Below are 19,098 nucleotides of genomic sequence, written 5' to 3'. Positions count from 1 at the left end.
AGCCTACATCCTGACGAAGGAAGAAGGCGGCCGTCATACGCCGTTCTTCACGAACTACCGTCCGCAGTTCTACTTCCGCACGACGGACGTTACGGGCATCGTGACGCTTCCGGAAGGCACGGAAATGGTCATGCCGGGCGACAACGTGACGGTTGACGTCGAGCTGATCGTTCCGATCGCGATGGAAGAAAAGCTGCGCTTCGCCATCCGCGAAGGCGGCCGCACCGTCGGCGCCGGCATCGTCGCTTCGATCGTCGAGTAACGATCGGAGACGATGCCGTAAGCTTGCCGACGGCATTAAAGATGTGCAAATGGCGCGCAAGCGCGATTTGCACGCGGCGCCGGCATCGTCGCTTCGATCGTCGAGTAAGGCTTAAGGTCTCAGGCCTGACGAGAGCCCCGCGGGAAACCGCGGGGCTTTTTCCGTTTAAAGGTTCTTTTTTAGCCTCCGGACATAACTCGCCAGTTCTGGGGATGGAGCAGGCGGCCGGGAAAGGGTAGGTTTCCCGCGTCGCTTGAAGCGGCTCGGCCGGCGCGGAACGCGCCATGGCCCGGCGCCCCGCGGATCCTTCCGATTCGCTGTTGTGGAGGCGCCTTTGCGTGTGGCGGGCACGAGGCATGCCGCGCGCATCACGGTAACAACGAACAGGCCGTTGCTCCATGAAGGCTCTTGTCCGCGTAGCGCGCGCAGCGCTCGCTCTTTCGACGATTCTCGCGATCCTGCCGGCAGGCCCGGCGGCAGCGGGCGATTCGCTGGTGATCTGGTCGCCGACGAAGGTCTCGCCCTATGCCTACCGGCTGAGAACGGGCGCCAAGACGGCGGCGGGCAATCCGCTGAGCGCCGGCGTCGACTTCTCGGTCAGCGCATCGCCGGGCGGGCGCATCCGCAACACGCGCGACAATGCGCGGCTCTGGGCGGAGATGGCGGGGCAGGGGCGCTCCGGCGCCGAACGCAGCGCGGCGGCCGGCTACAATCCCCTGACGGGGCGCGTGTCGGGCAGGATCGGCGTAACGCGGCGCTGGATGGCATCGCACTCCATCGACGTCGTTCTCGCGCCGTCCTTCTCGGCGGATGCGGCCGTGCGGCGCGGCGAACATGGCGCCTTCCGCATGACGCAGCGGGCGGAGATCCAGGCCCTTGCGACGGGGACCGCCTTCATCGCCTCCGGCAGCGCGGCGAGCGGCCGGCACGACATCGGAACGGAGCTTTCCGTCGAGCAGCGGCTCTTCGAAGGCCTCAACCTCGCCGCCTCGGTGCGCCGGCAGGAGGCGGAGCTGACGGGCGCGCTCCGCGCGCGGTTCCGCGTGAGCTGGTAAGGGTAGGCGGGGAGGGGGCAGGACGCCTAAGCTGTGAAAAAATCTCGCCTTCGGGCTTGCCAAGTCCGCCCGCGCGCCGTAAAGACGCCATGCCTTGCCGGCGAGAGGCGTTCGCCCCGATACGGCAGGCACATAGGGGTATAGCTCAGTTGGTAGAGCGGCGGTCTCCAAAACCGCAGGTCGGGGGTTCGAGCCCCTCTGCCCCTGCCATTCCTGCCGGACAGCGCGGACCACTTGCAGCGACGGCAGCGATGGCGCGGCGGTGTTTTCCGCCGAAATTCGCGAAAAGCCCGCTTGCCCCTTGTGAAAAAGGGAATCGGGCTTTATGTAGGGCTAAACAGACACGCGGTGCGTGGGGCTGAGAGTTCAGCTTTACGCGCCGTAATGGCGTGGACATTCAATGGCATCGAAAACGAATCCGATTGCGTTTCTGCAGCAGGTACGCTCCGAGACGGCGAAAGTGACTTGGCCCTCGCGGCGCGAGACGATGATCTCGACCGTCATGGTCTTCGTCATGGTCTTCCTTGCCGCGGTGTTCTTCTTCGCTGCGGACCAGTTGATGGGCTGGCTGGTTGGCCTCGTCCTCGGCGCTGGTATTGGCGCCTGATCGGTTGGAGATGAACATGGCTTCGCGTTGGTACATCGTCCACGCCTATTCGAATTTCGAGAAGAAGGTCGCTGAGGACATCGAGAACAAGGCCCGCCAGAAGGGTCTCGATCACCTCTTCGAAAAGATCCTCGTGCCGACCGAGAAGGTCGTCGAGGTGCGTCGCGGCCGCAAGGTCGACTCCGAGCGCAAGTTCTTCCCCGGCTACGTGCTGGTGCGGGCGAACCTGACGGACGAGGCGTACCACCTCATCAAGAATACGCCGAAGGTCACGGGCTTCCTCGGTTCCGACAACAAGCCGGTTCCGATCCCGGACAGCGAAGCCGAGCGCATCCTGTCGCAGGTCCAGGACGGTGTCGATCGTCCGAAGCCCTCGGTCTCCTTCGAGATCGGCGAGCAGGTTCGCGTTTCCGACGGTCCGTTCGCTTCGTTCAACGGTATCGTCCAGGACGTCGACGAGGAGCGTTCGCGCCTCAAGGTGGAAGTGTCGATCTTCGGCCGCGCCACCCCGGTCGAGCTGGAATACGCCCAGGTCGAGAAAATCTGATTTCGGCGGCGCTTTCGGGCGCTGCTCGTTCGAAAATCCAATCCTCGTTCCGAGGGTTGGTGGCGGAGGTTTCCGCCGATCGCGTGGAAGGGAAGGCGGCCTTTAGCCGGGCGCCCGGACCGCACCACGCAACCGCAGCCGCCGGTCTTCGGGCCGGCATCGAGGGCCGGGCAACCGGCCGCATTCTGAAAGGCAGAGAAAATGGCTAAGAAAGTTGCAGGCCAGCTCAAGCTTCAGGTCAAGGCAGGATCGGCGAACCCGTCCCCGCCGATCGGCCCGGCGCTTGGTCAGCGTGGCATTAACATCATGGAATTCTGCAAGTCGTTCAACGCAGCGACGCAGGAAATGGAAAAGGGTATGCCGATCCCGGTCGTCATCACCTACTACCAGGACAAGTCCTTCACGTTTGTGATGAAGCAGCCGCCGGTGACCTACTTCCTCAAGAAGGAAGCCAAGATCCAGTCCGGCTCGAAGACCCCCGGCAAGGGCGCGTCCATCGGCAAGCTCACCAAGGCTCAGATCAAGTCGATCGCCGAAGCCAAGATGAAGGATCTCAACGCCGCCGATATCGAAGGCGCGATGGCAATGGTCGAGGGCTCCGCCCGCGCCATGGGCCTGGAAGTGGTAGGTTAAGACCATGGCCAAGATTGCAAAGCGTCTCCAGAAGATCCGTGAAGGCATCGACCCGACCAAGCTCGTTGCCCTGTCGGACGCAATCGCTCTCGTCAAGGAGCGTGCCGTTGCCAAGTTTGACGAAACCGTCGAAGTCGCCATGAACCTCGGCGTCGATCCGCGTCACGCAGACCAGATGGTCCGCGGCGTGGTCAACCTGCCGAACGGCACGGGCCGCGACGTTCGTGTCGCCGTCTTCGCTCGCGGCGCCAAGGCCGATGAAGCCAAGGCTGCCGGCGCCGACATCGTCGGTGCGGAAGACCTGCTCGAAATCGTTCAGGGCGGCAAGATCGACTTCGATCGCTGCATCGCGACCCCGGACATGATGCCGCTCGTCGGCCGCCTCGGCAAGGTTCTCGGCCCGCGCGGCATGATGCCGAACCCGAAGGTCGGCACGGTCACCATGGACGTCACGGGCGCCGTCAAGGCCTCCAAGGGCGGCGCTGTCGAGTTCCGCGTCGAGAAGGCTGGTATCATCCATGCCGGCATCGGCAAGGCCTCCTTCGACGCCAAGGCTCTGGAAGAGAACATCAAGGCTTTCGCCGACGCCGTCATCAAGGCGAAGCCGGCCGGCGCCAAGGGCAACTACGTCAAGCGCGTTGCCATCTCTTCGACGATGGGCCCAGGCGTAAAGATCGACCCGTCGACGGTCGCATAATTTCGGTCCGGCTCAGCCGGATCGCAACAGAATTCCCGGCCTATCCGGCCGGGAATTTCCGGGGAAACCCGGAACTCCTGTCCGAGATTGCAGGTGGTTAGACCTTAATCACGTTGCCTGCATGAGACGGGTGAGACCTGGATTTCACTCAGCGTCGGATGACGCGGAATTCGGTTCGAACCTACCTTGCCTGTGCCGCGGCTCTAAGCCGAGCGCGGGGGGACAGGATCCTCGAGCGTCGCTCGGGATCAGCTTTTTGAGATGATCTCTAGCGGCAAAGGCAAACCCGGCAGGGTCCGTGAGAAGTCATGGCCCTGTCTACTGGAGATAGGCAGTGGAAAGAGCGGAAAAACGCGAATTCGTCACGGAGCTGAATGAAGTCTTCAAGGCTTCCGGTTCGGTTGTCGTGGCCCGCTATGCCGGCATCACCGTTGCACAGATGAACGATCTTCGTACGAAGATGCGTGCAGCTGGCGGTACCGTCAAAGTCGCGAAGAACCGCCTGGCCAAAATTGCCCTTCAGGGTACGGAGTCGGAAGGGATGTCTGATCTCTTCCAGGGTCAGACGCTCATTGCATACGCAAATGATCCGATGATCGCTCCGAAGGTAGCCATGGATTTCGCCAAGACCAACGACAAGCTCGTTGTCCTCGGCGGTGCCATGGGTGCGACCACGCTCGACGCAGAGGCAGTCAAGTCGCTTGCGACCCTGCCTTCGCTCGACGAGCTGCGTGCAAAGCTCCTGGGCCTCATTGCAGCCCCGGCAACGCGCGTCGCCACGGTCGTTGCAGCACCGGCAAGCCAGCTTGCCCGCGTGTTCGCAGCCTACGCCAAGAAGGACGAAGCCGCGTAAGGCGGTTTTTCGCTGTAAATCAAACACACCAGTTCGAACCGAATAAAAGGAACTAGAAAATGGCTGATCTCGCAAAGATCGTTGAAGACCTCTCCTCGCTGACCGTCCTGGAAGCTGCTGAGCTTTCCAAGCTTCTCGAAGAGAAGTGGGGCGTTTCGGCTGCAGCTCCCGTAGCTGTCGCTGCTGCTGGCGGCGCTGCTGCTCCGGCTGCTGCCGAAGAAGAAAAGACCGAATTCGACGTTATCCTCGTTGACGCTGGCGCCAACAAGATCAACGTCATCAAGGAAGTCCGCGGCATCACCGGCCTCGGCCTCAAGGAAGCCAAGGACCTGGTCGAAGGCGCTCCGAAACCGGTCAAGGAAGCCGTTTCCAAGGCTGAAGCCGCTGACCTCAAGAAGAAGCTTGAGGACGCCGGCGCCAAGGTCGACGTCAAGTAATACCGGAATACGGTGGGAGAGGGTTTCGACCCTCTCCCATTGCTGATTCCTCCGAACTGATTACCCAAAAGCCGCGGAAAACGGCTTTTGGGTAATGGGTTCTTCAAGAGGATGGTCTTCGACCCGCGCGATTGGGCAATCCGGCCCGTCAACCGGCAGCAAGACGAGTTTGAACCAACCCATTGGTCGACGGGATCGACTGGCCAGCGAACCCCGTCCGTTGCAGGCCCGGATGCAAATTTGAAGGAGCGACGATGGCTCAGACCCTTTCGTTTAACGGTCGTAGGCGCGTACGCAAGTTTTTTGGTAGAATCCCCGAAGTCGCTGAAATGCCGAACCTCATCGAGGTTCAGAAGGCGTCTTATGATCAATTCCTGATGGTCGAAGAGCCCGCCGGCGGTCGTCCGGACGAGGGCCTTCAGGCCGTTTTCAAGTCGGTTTTCCCGATCACGGACTTCTCCGGCGCTTCCATGCTCGAATTCGTCTCCTACGAGTTCGAACAGCCGAAGTTCGACGTCGAGGAATGCCGCCAGCGTGACCTGACCTACGCAGCGCCCCTCAAGGTGACGCTGCGCCTCATCGTGTTCGATATCGACGAGGATACGGGCGCCAAGTCGATCAAGGACATCAAGGAACAGAACGTCTACATGGGCGACATGCCGCTCATGACGGACAACGGTACCTTCATCGTCAACGGCACCGAGCGCGTCATCGTTTCCCAGATGCACCGTTCGCCGGGCGTGTTCTTCGACCACGACAAGGGCAAGAGCCATTCTTCCGGCAAGCTGCTCTTCGCCGCCCGCGTCATCCCGTATCGCGGTTCCTGGCTCGACATCGAGTTCGACGCCAAGGACATCGTGCATGCGCGCATCGACCGCCGCCGCAAGATCCCCGTCACCTCGCTGCTCATGGCTCTCGGCATGGACGGCGAAGAGATCCTGTCGACCTTCTACACGAAGTCGCTCTACCAGCGCGACGGCGAAGGCTGGCGCGTGCCGTTCAATCCCGACGCGCTGAAGGGCCAGAAGGCCGTCGCGGACATGATCGACGCCGACACCGGTGAAGTGGTCGTCGAGACCGGCAAGAAGCTGACCCCGCGTCTGCTCCGCCAGCTCTCCGACAAGGGCCTCAAGGCCCTCAAGGCGACCGACGAAGACCTCTACGGCAACTACCTCGCCGAAGACGTCGTCAACTACGAGACGGGCGAGATCTATCTCGAGGCCGGCGACGAGATCGACGAGAAGACCCTGCCGGTCATCCTGTCGGCCGGTTTCGACGAGATCCCGGTCCTCGACATCGACCACATCAATGTCGGCGCCTATATCCGCAACACGCTTGCCGCGGACAAGAACGAGAACCGCCAGGACGCTCTGTTCGACATCTACCGCGTCATGCGCCCGGGCGAGCCGCCGACGATGGAATCGGCCGAAGCCATGTTCAACACGCTGTTCTTCGATGCGGAGCGTTACGACCTCTCCGCCGTCGGCCGCGTGAAGATGAACATGCGCCTCGACCTCGACGTCGCCGACACGGTCCGCACGCTGCGCAAGGAAGACATCCTCGCCGTCGTGAAGATGCTGGTCGAGCTGCGTGACGGCAAGGGCGAGATCGACGACATCGACAACCTTGGCAACCGCCGCGTCCGTTCGGTCGGCGAGCTGATGGAGAACCAGTACCGTCTCGGCCTGCTCCGCATGGAGCGCGCGATCAAGGAACGCATGTCCTCGATCGAGATCGACACGGTCATGCCGCAGGACCTCATCAACGCGAAGCCGGCTGCTGCCGCCGTTCGCGAGTTCTTCGGTTCCTCGCAGCTCTCGCAGTTCATGGACCAGGTGAACCCGCTCTCGGAAATCACCCACAAGCGCCGTCTTTCGGCCCTTGGCCCGGGTGGTCTGACCCGCGAGCGCGCCGGCTTCGAAGTCCGCGACGTTCACCCGACCCACTACGGCCGCATTTGCCCGATCGAGACGCCGGAAGGCCCGAACATCGGTCTGATCAACTCGCTCGCGACCTTCGCCCGCGTCAACAAGTACGGCTTCATCGAAAGCCCGTACCGCAAGATCGTGGACGGCAAGGTCACGACGGACGTCGTCTACCTCTCCGCCATGGAAGAGGCCAAGTACCACGTCGCCCAGGCCAACTCGCCGCTGGAAGCCGACAACTCCTTCGCTGAAGAGTTCGTCGTCTGCCGTCACGCCGGCGAAGTCATGCTCGCCCCGCGCGACCAGATCAACCTGATGGACGTTTCGCCGAAGCAGCTCGTTTCGGTCGCGGCGGCGCTCATCCCGTTCCTCGAGAACGACGACGCCAACCGCGCGCTCATGGGTTCGAACATGCAGCGTCAGGCCGTGCCGCTCCTCAGGGCGGAAGCCCCGTTCGTCGGCACCGGCATGGAGCCGGTCGTCGCCCGTGACTCGGGCGCCGCCATCGCGGCCCGCCGCGGCGGCGTCGTCGACCAGGTCGACGCGACCCGTATCGTTATCCGCGCCACCGAAGACCTCGATCCGTCGAAGTCGGGCGTCGATATCTACCGTCTGCAGAAGTTCCAGCGTTCCAACCAGAACACCTGCGTCAACCAGCGCCCGCTGGTCGCCGTCGGCGACGTTCTGAACAAGGGTGACATCATCGCGGACGGTCCGTCGACCGACCTCGGCGACCTTGCGCTTGGCCGCAACGCGCTCGTCGCGTTCATGCCGTGGAACGGCTACAACTACGAAGACTCGATCCTGATGTCCGAGCGCATCGTCTCCGACGACGTGTTCACCTCGATCCACATCGAGGAATTCGAAGTCATGGCCCGCGACACCAAGCTGGGTCCGGAAGAAATCACGCGCGACATTCCGAACGTCTCGGAAGAAGCGCTGAAGAACCTCGACGAAGCCGGTATCGTCTATATCGGCGCAGAGGTTCAGCCGGGCGACATCCTGGTCGGCAAGATCACCCCGAAGGGCGAAAGCCCGATGACGCCGGAAGAAAAGCTCCTGCGCGCCATCTTCGGTGAAAAGGCCTCCGACGTTCGCGACACCTCCATGCGCATGCCGCCCGGCACCTTCGGCACGGTCGTCGAAGTTCGCGTCTTCAACCGCCACGGCGTGGAGAAGGACGAACGCGCGATGGCGATCGAGCGTGAAGAGATCGAGCGTCTGGCCAAGGACCGTGACGACGAGCAGGCGATCCTCGACCGTAACGTCTACGGCCGCCTGATCGACATGCTGCGCGGTCACGTCGCCGTCGCCGGCCCGAAGTCCTTCAAGAAGGGCACCGAGCTGTCGAACGCCGTCGTCGCCGAATATCCCCGCTCGCAGTGGTGGATGTTCGCCGTCGAGGACGAGAAGGTCCAGGGCGAGATCGAAGCCCTCCGCGGCCAGTACGACGAATCCAAGTCGCGCCTCGAACAGCGCTTCATGGACAAGGTCGAGAAGGTCCAGCGCGGCGACGAGATGCCTCCGGGCGTCATGAAGATGGTCAAGGTCTTCGTCGCCGTGAAGCGCAAGATCCAGCCGGGCGACAAGATGGCCGGCCGTCACGGCAATAAGGGCGTCGTCTCGCGCATCCTGCCGATCGAGGACATGCCGTTCCTCGAAGACGGCACGCATGTCGACATCTGCTTGAACCCGCTGGGCGTGCCTTCGCGCATGAACGTCGGCCAGATCCTCGAAACGCACCTCGCATGGGCTTGCGCCGGCATGGGCAAGAAGATCGGCGAGCTGCTCGACGAGTATCGCAAGACCATGGACATCTCGGACCTGAAGCGCGAGCTGACGGAAGTCTATGAAAGCGAAGCCAAGGATGAAGTCGCTCACTTCGACGACGACGCCCTGGTCAAGCTTGCCGAGCAGTCCCGCAAGGGCGTCTCCATCGCAACGCCGGTCTTCGACGGTGCGCATGAGCCGGACGTCGCCAGCATGCTGGAGCGCGCAGGTCTTGCCTCGTCCGGCCAGTCGGTTCTCTACGACGGCCGTACGGGCGAAGCCTTCGACCGCCAGGTCACCGTCGGCTACATGTACATGATCAAGCTGAACCACCTCGTGGACGACAAGATCCACGCCCGGTCGATCGGCCCGTACTCGCTCGTTACCCAGCAGCCGCTGGGCGGCAAGGCGCAGTTCGGCGGCCAGCGCTTCGGGGAAATGGAGGTCTGGGCGCTCGAAGCCTACGGCGCCGCCTACACGCTGCAGGAAATGCTGACCGTGAAGTCGGACGACGTCGCGGGCCGCACCAAGGTGTACGAGGCGATCGTGCGTGGCGACGACACGTTCGAGGCGGGCATTCCGGAGAGCTTCAACGTTCTCGTCAAGGAAATGCGCTCGCTCGGCCTGTCGGTCGAACTCGAGAACTCGAAGGTCGATCCTGCTGCGGAAGCCGGCCAGCTTCCCGACGCGGCGGAATAAGCCTGATGATCCGGTGCGCGCCTCAAGGCGCGCACCGTTACCGCCTCGGCCCGGTCGGGCAGGGGCGGCTCATCCGTTTCAGGCAGTCTTGCGGCACCCGGGTATCGCCGCAATCGACTGCTAGGAGCAATTCCAGGAAAAGTGTGCAGCGGTTTTCCGTCCGGAATTGCGTCAGACAAAAGAGGGCCACTGGCCCACGAAGGAGATAGGCATGAACCAAGAGGTCATGAACCTTTTCAACCCGCAGGTGCCTGCGCAGACGTTCGACTCCATCCGTATTTCGATCGCGTCTCCGGAAAAGATCCTGTCCTGGTCGTATGGCGAGATCAAGAAGCCGGAAACGATCAACTACCGCACGTTCAAGCCGGAACGCGACGGTCTCTTCTGCGCGCGCATCTTTGGCCCGATCAAGGACTACGAGTGCCTGTGCGGCAAGTACAAGCGCATGAAGTACAAGGGCATCATCTGCGAAAAGTGCGGCGTCGAAGTCACGCTGTCGCGCGTTCGCCGCGAGCGCATGGGCCATATCGAGCTCGCCGCGCCCGTCGCCCATATCTGGTTCCTGAAGTCGCTGCCCTCGCGCATCGCCACGCTCCTCGACATGACCCTCAAGGATGTCGAGCGCGTTCTCTATTTCGAGAACTACATCGTGACGGAGCCGGGCCTGACCGCGCTCAAGGAAAACCAGCTTCTTTCCGAAGAAGAATACATGATCGCCGTCGATGAATATGGTGAAGACCAGTTCACGGCGATGATCGGCGCCGAGGCCATCTACGAGATGCTCGCCTCGATGAACCTCGAAAAGATCGCCGGCGACCTGCGTTCTGATCTGGCCGACACCACGTCGGACCTGAAGCAGAAGAAGCTGATGAAGCGCCTGAAGATCGTCGAGAACTTCATGGAATCCGGCAACCGTCCGGAATGGATGATCATGAAGGTCGTTCCGGTGATCCCGCCGGACCTGCGTCCGCTGGTTCCGCTCGACGGCGGCCGCTTCGCGACGTCGGACCTCAACGATCTCTATCGCCGCGTCATCAACCGTAACAACCGTCTGAAGCGCCTCATCGAGCTGCGCGCACCGGGCATCATCATCCGTAACGAGAAGCGCATGCTTCAGGAATCGGTTGACGCCCTGTTCGACAACGGCCGCCGCGGCCGCGTCATCACGGGCGCCAACAAGCGTCCGCTGAAGTCGCTGTCCGACATGCTCAAGGGCAAGCAGGGCCGCTTCCGCCAGAACCTGCTCGGCAAGCGCGTCGACTATTCCGGCCGTTCGGTCATCGTGACGGGCCCGGAACTGAAGCTGCACCAGTGCGGCCTGCCGAAGAAGATGGCGCTCGAGCTGTTCAAGCCGTTCATCTACGCCCGCCTCGACGCGAAGGGTTTCTCCTCGACCGTCAAGCAGGCCAAGAAGCTCGTCGAAAAGGAAAAGCCGGAAGTCTGGGATATCCTTGACGAAGTCATCCGCGAGCATCCGGTTCTCCTGAACCGCGCACCGACGCTGCACCGCCTGGGCATCCAGGCCTTCGAACCGATCCTGGTCGAAGGCAAGGCGATCCAGCTGCACCCGCTCGTCTGCACGGCCTTCAACGCCGACTTCGACGGCGACCAGATGGCCGTCCACGTCCCGCTCTCGCTGGAAGCCCAGCTTGAAGCGCGCGTGCTCATGATGTCGACGAACAACATCCTGCACCCGGCGAACGGCGCACCGATCATCGTTCCCTCGCAGGACATGGTTCTCGGCCTCTACTATCTGTCGATCCAGAACCAGAACGAGCCGGGCGAGGGCATGGCCTTCTCCGACATGGGCGAACTGCACCACGCTCTGGAAAACAAGGTCGTCACGCTGCACGCCAAGATCCGCGGCCGCTACAAGTCGGTCGATGCCGACGGCAAGCCGTACACGAAGATCTACGAGACGACGCCCGGCCGCATGATCATCGGCGAGCTGCTGCCGAAGAACGGCAACATCCCGTTCGACATCTGCAACCAGGAAATGACCAAGAAGAACATCTCCAAGATGATCGACACGGTCTACCGCCATTGCGGCCAGAAGGACACGGTCATCTTCTGCGACCGCATCATGCAGCTCGGCTTCGCCCATGCCTGCCGCGCCGGCATCTCGTTCGGCAAGGACGACATGGTCATTCCGGACAGCAAGGTGAAGATCGTCGGCGACACCGAAAACCTGGTCAAGGAATACGAGCAGCAGTACAACGACGGCCTGATCACCCAGGGCGAGAAGTACAACAAGGTCGTCGACGCCTGGGGCAAGGCGACCGAGAAGGTTGCCGAGGACATGATGGCCCGCATCAAGGCCGTCGAGTTCGACCCGGAAACCGGTCGCCAGAAGCCGATGAACGCGATCTACATGATGTCCCACTCGGGCGCCCGCGGTTCTCCGAACCAGATGCGCCAGCTGGGCGGCATGCGCGGCCTCATGGCAAAGCCCTCGGGCGAGATCATCGAAACGCCGATCATCTCGAACTTCAAGGAAGGCCTGACCGTGAACGAGTACTTCAACTCGACGCACGGCGCCCGCAAGGGCCTGGCGGACACCGCCTTGAAGACCGCGAACTCCGGTTACCTGACCCGCCGTCTCGTCGACGTCGCGCAGGATTGCATCGTTACGCATGTCGACTGCGGCACCGACAAGGGCCTCACGATGACGGCGATCGTCGACGCCGGCCAGGTCGTGGCTTCCATCGGCACCCGCGTTCTCGGCCGTACGGCGCTGGACGACATCGATCATCCGGTCACGGGTGAGCGCATCGTCGATGCCGGCAAGATGATCCTCGAAGCCGATGTCGTCGAGATCGAGAAGGCCGGCATCCAGTCGATCCGTATCCGTTCGGCGCTGACCTGCGAAATCCAGACCGGCGTATGCGGCGTCTGCTACGGTCGCGACCTCGCACGCGGCACGCCCGTCAACATGGGCGAAGCCGTCGGCGTCATCGCGGCCCAGTCGATCGGCGAACCGGGCACTCAGCTCACCATGCGTACCTTCCACCTTGGCGGCACGGCGACCGTGGTCGACCAGTCGTTCCTGGAAGCCTCGTATGAAGGCACGGTGCAGATCAAGAACCGCAACATGCTGCGCAACTCCGACGGCAACCTCGTCGCGATGGGCCGCAACATGGCGATCACCATCCTCGACGAGCGTGGTGTCGAGCGTTCCGCGCAGCGTGTCGCCTACGGTTCGAAGATCTTCGTCGATGACGGCGACAAGGTGAAGCGCGGCCAGCGTCTCGCCGAGTGGGACCCCTACACCCGTCCGATGATGACGGAAGTGGAAGGTACGGTTCACTTCGAAGACGTCGTCGACGGCATCTCGGTTCTGGAAACGACCGACGAATCCACCGGCATCACCAAGCGTTCGGTCATCGACTGGCGCTCGACGCCGCGCGGTACGGACCTGAAGCCGGCCATCGTCATCAAGGACAAGAACGGCGCTGTCGCCAAGCTGTCCCGCGGTGGCGAAGCCCGCTTCATGCTCTCGGTCGACGCGATCCTCTCGGTCGAGCCGGGCCAGAAGGTCTCCCAGGGTGACGTTCTTGCCCGCTCGCCGCTGGAAAGCGCCAAGACCAAGGACATCACCGGCGGTCTGCCGCGCGTTGCCGAACTGTTCGAGGCCCGTCGTCCGAAGGACCACGCCATCATCGCAGAGATCGATGGTACCGTCCGCTTCGGCCGCGACTACAAGAACAAGCGTCGCGTGATGATCGAGCCGGCGGAAGACGGTGTCGAGCCGGTCGAGTACCTGATCCCGAAGGGCAAGCCCTTCCACCTTCAGGACGGCGACTATATCGAAAAGGGTGACTACATCCTCGACGGCAACCCGGCGCCGCACGACATCCTGGCGATCAAGGGCGTGGAAGCACTCGCTTCCTACCTCGTGAACGAAATCCAGGAAGTCTACCGGTTGCAGGGCGTGGTGATCAACGACAAGCACATCGAGGTGATCGTTCGCCAGATGCTGCAGAAGGTCGAGATCACGGATGCCGGCGACTCGACGTACATCGTCGGTGACAACATCGACCGCATCGAGCTGGAAGACGTCAACGACGCCCTGATCGAGGAAGGCAAGAAGCCGGCTTACGGCGAGCCTGTCCTTCTCGGTATCACCAAGGCGTCGCTGCAGACCCCGTCGTTCATCTCGGCCGCTTCGTTCCAGGAGACCACCAAGGTCCTCACGGAAGCTGCGATCGCCGGCAAGACCGACGGCCTGCAGGGCCTCAAGGAGAACGTCATCGTCGGCCGCCTCATCCCGGCCGGTACCGGTGGCACCATGACCCAGATCCGCCGCATCGCGACGGCCCGCGACGAGATGATTCTCGACGAGCGCCGCAAGTCGACCGGCGCTGGCGTCGCGACCCCGATGCTGGCGGACCTCGCCGGCGGTGAAGGCGCCGCAGCCGAGTAAGCGCTGCCGCTCTTTTGACGAATGAAAAGGCCGCCCGAAATATTTCGGGCGGCTTTTTGTTTATGCGCAAGGACAGGCGAGGGCGGTTTGATCTGGCGCAATCGCTCAGTTTGGAGCGGTTCTAAAGTCCATTCGTATCCCAACGAATGGAGGTAGCCATGAAATTCCTGCTGGCGACTGTGGCCGCGACGGTCATCGCGACCGTGGCCTTTGCCGCCGATCCGGTTCCGGCCGATCTGCGCGCGACGGCGCTCGACATCTTCAAGCCCCTGCCGTCGACCTATCCGGCGGTCAACGACAATCCCATCACGAAGGAGAAGATCGACCTCGGCAAGGCGCTGTTCTTCGATCCGCGGCTGTCGGCCTCGGGCGTCTTCTCGTGCAATTCCTGTCACAACCTGGCGACCGGCGGCGACGACAACCTCGAAACGTCGATCGGCCACGGCTGGCAGAAGGGCCCGCGCAACTCGCCGACCGCCCTGAACGCGGTCTTCAACGAGGCGCAGTTCTGGGATGGCCGGGCGGAAGACCTGAAGGCGCAGGCCAAGGGGCCGATCCAGGCCGGCGTCGAGATGGCGAACACGCCGGCCCAGGTCGTCGCGACGCTGAAGTCGATGCCGAAATATGTCGACTGGTTCAAGGCCGCCTTCCCGGGCGAGGCCGATCCCGTGACCTTCGACAACATGGCCAAGGCCATCGAGGCCTTCGAGGCGACGCTGATCACGCCGGCGCCGTTCGATGCCTATCTCAACGGCGACGACGGTGCGATGACCACGGAGCAGAAGGAGGGGCTCGCGCTCTTCATGGACAAGGGCTGCGCCTCCTGCCACAGCGGCATCAATATCGGCGGCAACGGCTACTATCCGTTCGGCCTGATCGAGAAGCCCGGTTCGGAAGTCCTGCCGGAGAACGACAAGGGCCGCTTCGCGGTGACGGCGACGGCGGACGATTCCTACGTCTTCCGCGCCGCGCCGCTGCGCAACGTCACGCTGACGGCGCCGTACTTCCATTCGGGCAAGGTATGGAACCTGAGGCAGGCCGTGGCCATCATGGGCACCTCGCAGCTCGGCGAGGACCTGTCGGAGACGGAAGTCGACCGCATCGTGGCCTTCCTCGGTTCGCTGGAAGGGCGCATGCCTGAAGTGGTCTATCCGGTGCTGCCGGCAGAGACGGGCGATACGCCCCTGCCAAGCGGCGAAGTCAAGTAGGCGACGGGGTGGCGGTCGTCACGCGAAGCGGATGATCGCCACTTCCCCTTCGAGGGCGCCCTTGTAGGCGGAAGCGTGCGGCTCTTCCTCGGGCTCGCCGGTCAGCGTGCCGATCTGGTCGAGGTCGGCTTCGAGGAATCCTTCCTCGGAAAGCGCGTTCAGCGCCTCGCGCACCGCGGTGTCGTCGTCGGGCGCGCGCAGCATGACGTGGATGTCGATGCCCTCGTCGCCCTCGCGCTCATAGGCCTTGCCGATGATGATGAAGACCATCGGCTCTTCAAGCGTGCTGTTGTCGTTGTCGGCGTTTGACGCCATGGCGGGCTCCTTTCGGGATCGGGTTCTGCTCGCTCTATAAAGGGTAGGGCGGCAGGACCCAAACGCAAAATCGCAGCCGTTCCCAAAAGAGCGGAAGGGAATCGGTGAGCGCCCGGCCGACTCTTTCCGGTTGATTCCGTCTTCATGCTTTCTTAATGTTCGCCTGCGAAGGCTGCCGGGCTCAAGGCGCCGTCGAAACGGCGCGGGGCAGGGGCCCGAAGCCCTGCTTTTCAGGCGGGTCAGCCATCCGCTCCCGGGATTCTTTAGCCCCGCCCCTTGACCTTTCGCCCTTTAGTCAGTATTCCGCACGCCATCAGAGCCTATGTGAGGCTGGCTGGTTCGGAATGACTCGTTCTGAAGTTCGCCTCAAACAGGGCTCGACGCACGTTGAGAACATGAATGCTGCACGCATGACGCGGTTATAGCGCGTCCTCTGCCTAACGGGGTCATCCGCCAGAAGCGGATCGGCCTTTTATTGCGCATGAACACGCGTGTGGCCATGGACTCGCCCGTGAGGGTGACGATTTATCCGCCCGCAAGGGTAACGAGACTAGATTTGCAAGGGATGGTTCTATGCCTACCGTAAACCAGTTGATCCGCAAGCCGCGCCAGGCGTCGGTAAAGCGCAACAAGGTTCCTGCTCTGCAGGAAAACCCCCAGAAGCGCGGCGTTTGCACCCGCGTCTACACGACGACCCCGAAGAAGCCGAACTCGGCTCTGCGTAAGGTCGCCAAGATCCGCCTGACCAATGGCTTCGAAGTCATCGGCTACATCCCGGGCGAAGGCCACAACCTGCAGGAACACTCCGTCGTCATGATCCGTGGCGGCCGCGTGAAGGACTTGCCGGGCGTGCGCTACCACATCATCCGCGGCGTTCTCGACACCCAGGGCGTCAAGAACCGCAAGCAGCGCCGCTCCAAGTACGGCGCGAAGCGTCCGAAATAATACAGTAACCGGCGCCATTTCGCTGGTCGGAACCTTTTGAAGAAAGACGAAAAGTATGTCCCGTCGCCATAGAGCAGAAAAGCGCGAGATCAACCCGGACCCGAAGTTCGGCGACCTCGTGGTCACCAAGTTCATGAACGCCATCATGCTGGACGGCAAGAAGTCCGTCGCCGAAACGATCGTTTACGGCGCCTTCGATGTCGTGCAGGGCAAGTCCAAGCAGGATCCGGTGACGGTTTTCCATTCGGCTCTCGACAACGTCGCGCCGCACGTCGAAGTGCGCTCGCGTCGCGTCGGCGGTGCGACCTACCAGGTTCCGGTCGACGTTCGTCCGGAGCGCCGTCAGGCTCTGGCCATCCGCTGGCTGATCGCCGCTGCCCGCAAGCGTAACGAAACGACCATGGTCGAGCGCCTTTCCGGCGAACTCATGGACGCAGCGAACAATCGCGGCAGCGCCGTCAAGAAGCGCGAAGACACGCACAAGATGGCTGACGCCAACCGTGCCTTCTCGCACTACCGCTGGTAACCGAAACTAGACGTCTCGAAAGGAGTCCCCGATGGCTCGCGAATACAAAATCGAAGACTACCGAAATTTCGGTATCATGGCGCATATCGACGCCGGCAAGACCACGACGACCGAGCGCATCCTCTACTACACCGGCAAGTCCCACAAGATCGGCGAAGTCCATGACGGCGCCGCCACGATGGACTGGATGGAACAGGAGCAGGAACGCGGCATTACGATCACGTCCGCTGCCACCACGACCTTCTGGAAGGGCCGTGACGGCAAGACCCGCCGCTTCAATATCATCGACACCCCCGGCCACGTCGACTTCACCATCGAAGTCGAGCGTTCGCTGCGCGTTCTCGACGGTGCCATCGCCCTTCTCGACGCCAATGCCGGTGTCGAGCCGCAGACGGAAACCGTCTGGCGCCAGGCCGAGAAGTACAACGTTCCGCGCATGATCTTCTGCAACAAGATGGACAAGACCGGCGCGGACTTCTACCGCTCGGTGTCCATGATCAAGTCGCGCCTCGGTGCGACCGCCGTCGTCATGCAGCTGCCGATCGGCGCTGAAAGCGACTTCAAGGGCGTTATCGACCTGGTCGAGATGAACGCCCTCGTCTGGCGCGACGAATCGCTCGGCGCCCAGTGGGACGTCGTCGAGATTCCGGAAGACATGAAGGAAAAGGCCGAGGAATACCGCGAGAAGCTCATCGAGACCGTCGTCGAAATCGACGAAGCCGCGATGGAAGCCTATCTCGAAGGTAACTACCCGGACAACGACAAGATTCGCGAACTCGTTCGCCGTGGCACCATCGACGTGAAGTTCCACCCGATGTTCTGCGGTACCGCGTTCAAGAACAAGGGCGTTCAGCCGCTCCTCGACGCCGTCGTCGATTATCTGCCGTCCCCGGCGGACATCCCGGCGATCAAGGGCATCGACGTGAAGACGGAAGCTGAGATCGAGCGTCATGCCGACGACAGCGAGCCGCTTTCCATGCTCGCCTTCAAGATCATGAACGACCCCTTCGTCGGTTCGCTGACCTTCGCACGCATCTACTCGGGCAAGCTCGAAAAGGGCACGTCCGTCATGAACACGGTCAAGGACAAGCGCGAGCGCGTCGGCCGCATGCTTCAGATGCACTCCAACTCGCGTGAAGACATCGAAGAAGCCTTCGCAGGCGACATCGTTGCTCTCGCCGGCCTCAAGGACACGACGACGGGCGACACGCTCTGCGATCCGCTGAAGCCGGTCATCCTCGAGCGCATGGAATTCCCGGAACCGGTTATCCAGATCGCCATCGAGCCGAAGACGAAGAACGACCAGGAAAAGATGGGCCTTGCCCTCAACCGCCTGGCCGCCGAAGACCCGTCCTTCCGCGTCAAGACCGACGAAGAGTCCGGCCAGACGATCATCGCAGGCATGGGCGAACTTCACCTCGACATCATCGTCGACCGCATGCGTCGCGAGTTCAAGGTCGAAGCCAATGTCGGCGCTCCGCAGGTCGCCTACCGTGAGACGATCACGCGCAAGACCGAGAAGGACTACACGCACAAGAAGCAGACCGGTGGTACCGGCCAGTTCGCCCGCGTGAAGCTCGTCTTCGAACCGAACCCGGACGGCGAAGATTTCGTCTTCGAATCCAAGATCGTCGGCGGTGCTGTTCCGAAGGAATACATCCCGGGCGTTCAGAAGGGTATCGAAAGCGTTCTGTCCTCGGGTCCGCTCGCAGGCTTCCCGATGCTCGGCGTCAAGGCGACGCTCATCGACGGCGCCTTCCACGACGTCGACTCGTCGGTCCTCGCCTTCGAAATCGCCTCGCGTGCCTGCTTCCGTGAAGCATCCCGCGAAGCCGGCGCCCAGCTTCTGGAGCCGATGATGAAGGTCGAAGTCGTGACGCCGGAAGACTATGTCGGCGACGTCATCGGCGACCTGAACTCCCGCCGTGGCCAGATCCAGGGCCAGGAATCGCGCGGCATCGCCGTCGTGATCTCCGCCCACGTGCCGCTGGCGAACATGTTCAAGTACGTCGACAACCTGCGCTCCATGTCGCAGGGCCGCGCCCAGTACTCGATGGTCTTCGACCATTACGCGCCGGTTCCGTCGAACGTCGCACAGGAAATCCAGGCAAAGTACTCCGGTCAGAAGTGACCGGGGTATCCCCCTTAAAGTTTTGAACGAATTTCCCTTCGGGGATCAGGAACGGAGAGCCGGAA

Annotated in this window: 15 protein-coding genes and 1 tRNA gene; 15 read left to right on the top strand and 1 reads right to left on the bottom strand. The window is 62.4% G+C overall.

Translation table 11 applies throughout. From position 1 onward, the window contains the following. The 12 genes from ACZ1A1_RS24705 to ACZ1A1_RS24650 form a co-directional block, all read left to right on the top strand. Nucleotides 1-262 (top strand): EF-Tu C-terminal domain-related protein (locus tag ACZ1A1_RS24705; protein ID WP_037430126.1); only part of this gene is annotated, 262 nt, incomplete at its 5' end. A gap of 398 nt (nucleotides 263-660) precedes the next feature. Continuing rightward, complete coding sequence (locus ACZ1A1_RS24700; RefSeq protein ID WP_463622025.1) at nucleotides 661-1,317, top strand: hypothetical protein; 657 nt, start codon at nucleotides 661-663, stop codon at nucleotides 1,315-1,317. 134 nt (nucleotides 1,318-1,451) lie between these two features. Further along, nucleotides 1,452-1,527 (top strand) — tRNA-Trp (locus tag ACZ1A1_RS24695). 190 nt (nucleotides 1,528-1,717) lie between these two features. Continuing rightward, on the top strand, nucleotides 1,718-1,924 hold the full coding sequence (gene secE / locus ACZ1A1_RS24690; RefSeq protein ID WP_415214388.1) for a preprotein translocase subunit SecE: 207 nt from the start codon (nucleotides 1,718-1,720) through the stop codon (nucleotides 1,922-1,924). A 16-nt stretch (nucleotides 1,925-1,940) separates the two neighbouring features. Beyond that, on the top strand, nucleotides 1,941-2,471 hold the full coding sequence (nusG, locus tag ACZ1A1_RS24685; protein ID WP_119259257.1) for a transcription termination/antitermination protein NusG: 531 nt from the start codon (nucleotides 1,941-1,943) through the stop codon (nucleotides 2,469-2,471). A 201-nt stretch (nucleotides 2,472-2,672) separates the two neighbouring features. Continuing rightward, complete coding sequence (gene rplK, locus ACZ1A1_RS24680) at nucleotides 2,673-3,104, top strand: 50S ribosomal protein L11 (protein WP_119259256.1); 432 nt, start codon at nucleotides 2,673-2,675, stop codon at nucleotides 3,102-3,104. 4 nt (nucleotides 3,105-3,108) lie between these two features. Next, nucleotides 3,109-3,801: a 50S ribosomal protein L1 gene (rplA, locus tag ACZ1A1_RS24675; protein ID WP_415214389.1), complete on the top strand. Its 693-nt coding sequence runs from the start codon at nucleotides 3,109-3,111 to the stop codon at nucleotides 3,799-3,801. A gap of 334 nt (nucleotides 3,802-4,135) precedes the next feature. Beyond that, nucleotides 4,136-4,654: a 50S ribosomal protein L10 gene (gene rplJ, locus ACZ1A1_RS24670; RefSeq protein ID WP_024270435.1), complete on the top strand. Its 519-nt coding sequence runs from the start codon at nucleotides 4,136-4,138 to the stop codon at nucleotides 4,652-4,654. Between the two features lie 59 nt (nucleotides 4,655-4,713). Further along, complete coding sequence (gene rplL / locus ACZ1A1_RS24665; protein ID WP_034795489.1) at nucleotides 4,714-5,091, top strand: 50S ribosomal protein L7/L12; 378 nt, start codon at nucleotides 4,714-4,716, stop codon at nucleotides 5,089-5,091. Between the two features lie 254 nt (nucleotides 5,092-5,345). Continuing rightward, nucleotides 5,346-9,485, top strand: a complete 4,140-nt coding sequence (gene rpoB / locus ACZ1A1_RS24660; RefSeq protein WP_463622024.1) for a DNA-directed RNA polymerase subunit beta — start codon at nucleotides 5,346-5,348, stop codon at nucleotides 9,483-9,485. A 211-nt stretch (nucleotides 9,486-9,696) separates the two neighbouring features. Next, complete coding sequence (rpoC, locus tag ACZ1A1_RS24655) at nucleotides 9,697-13,908, top strand: DNA-directed RNA polymerase subunit beta' (protein WP_463622023.1); 4,212 nt, start codon at nucleotides 9,697-9,699, stop codon at nucleotides 13,906-13,908. 158 nt (nucleotides 13,909-14,066) lie between these two features. Further along, nucleotides 14,067-15,116: a cytochrome-c peroxidase gene (locus ACZ1A1_RS24650; protein WP_119259251.1), complete on the top strand. Its 1,050-nt coding sequence runs from the start codon at nucleotides 14,067-14,069 to the stop codon at nucleotides 15,114-15,116. 18 nt (nucleotides 15,117-15,134) lie between these two features. On the opposite strand, the gene ACZ1A1_RS24645 is transcribed toward ACZ1A1_RS24650, so the two are convergent. Next, complete coding sequence (locus ACZ1A1_RS24645; protein WP_415212059.1) at nucleotides 15,135-15,431, bottom strand: transcriptional regulator; 297 nt, start codon at nucleotides 15,429-15,431, stop codon at nucleotides 15,135-15,137. A gap of 573 nt (nucleotides 15,432-16,004) precedes the next feature. Here ACZ1A1_RS24645 and rpsL point away from each other — a divergent pair. Genes rpsL through fusA form a run of 3 tightly spaced genes read left to right on the top strand, consistent with a single transcriptional unit; the run spans nucleotide 16,005 to nucleotide 19,033 of the window. Beyond that, nucleotides 16,005-16,376, top strand: a complete 372-nt coding sequence (gene rpsL, locus ACZ1A1_RS24640; RefSeq protein ID WP_022719193.1) for a 30S ribosomal protein S12 — start codon at nucleotides 16,005-16,007, stop codon at nucleotides 16,374-16,376. Between the two features lie 55 nt (nucleotides 16,377-16,431). Beyond that, nucleotides 16,432-16,902, top strand: a complete 471-nt coding sequence (rpsG, locus tag ACZ1A1_RS24635; RefSeq protein WP_108001312.1) for a 30S ribosomal protein S7 — start codon at nucleotides 16,432-16,434, stop codon at nucleotides 16,900-16,902. Between the two features lie 31 nt (nucleotides 16,903-16,933). Continuing rightward, nucleotides 16,934-19,033, top strand: coding sequence for an elongation factor G (fusA, locus tag ACZ1A1_RS24630; protein ID WP_463622022.1), 2,100 nt, complete (start codon nucleotides 16,934-16,936; stop codon nucleotides 19,031-19,033). The last annotated feature ends 65 nt before the right edge of the window (nucleotides 19,034-19,098 follow it).

The sequence above is a fragment of the Shinella sp. R2-11 genome (assembly GCF_055330205.1).
The sequence above is the reverse complement of the archived record's forward strand: the minus strand, read 5'-3'. Positions and strand labels throughout refer to the sequence as shown.

Coding starts and splice junctions, on each gene's coding strand:
- ACZ1A1_RS24700 (WP_463622025.1), top strand. CDS start 661: ATGAAGGCTCTTGTCCGCGTAGCGCGCGCAGCGCTCGCTCTTTCGACG.
- secE (WP_415214388.1), top strand. CDS start 1,718: ATGGCATCGAAAACGAATCCGATTGCGTTTCTGCAGCAGGTACGCTCC.
- nusG (WP_119259257.1), top strand. CDS start 1,941: ATGGCTTCGCGTTGGTACATCGTCCACGCCTATTCGAATTTCGAGAAG.
- rplK (WP_119259256.1), top strand. CDS start 2,673: ATGGCTAAGAAAGTTGCAGGCCAGCTCAAGCTTCAGGTCAAGGCAGGA.
- rplA (WP_415214389.1), top strand. CDS start 3,109: ATGGCCAAGATTGCAAAGCGTCTCCAGAAGATCCGTGAAGGCATCGAC.
- rplL (WP_034795489.1), top strand. CDS start 4,714: ATGGCTGATCTCGCAAAGATCGTTGAAGACCTCTCCTCGCTGACCGTC.
- rpoB (WP_463622024.1), top strand. CDS start 5,346: ATGGCTCAGACCCTTTCGTTTAACGGTCGTAGGCGCGTACGCAAGTTT.
- rpoC (WP_463622023.1), top strand. CDS start 9,697: ATGAACCAAGAGGTCATGAACCTTTTCAACCCGCAGGTGCCTGCGCAG.
- ACZ1A1_RS24650 (WP_119259251.1), top strand. CDS start 14,067: ATGAAATTCCTGCTGGCGACTGTGGCCGCGACGGTCATCGCGACCGTG.
- ACZ1A1_RS24645 (WP_415212059.1), bottom strand. CDS start 15,431: ATGGCGTCAAACGCCGACAACGACAACAGCACGCTTGAAGAGCCGATG.
- rpsL (WP_022719193.1), top strand. CDS start 16,005: ATGCCTACCGTAAACCAGTTGATCCGCAAGCCGCGCCAGGCGTCGGTA.
- rpsG (WP_108001312.1), top strand. CDS start 16,432: ATGTCCCGTCGCCATAGAGCAGAAAAGCGCGAGATCAACCCGGACCCG.
- fusA (WP_463622022.1), top strand. CDS start 16,934: ATGGCTCGCGAATACAAAATCGAAGACTACCGAAATTTCGGTATCATG.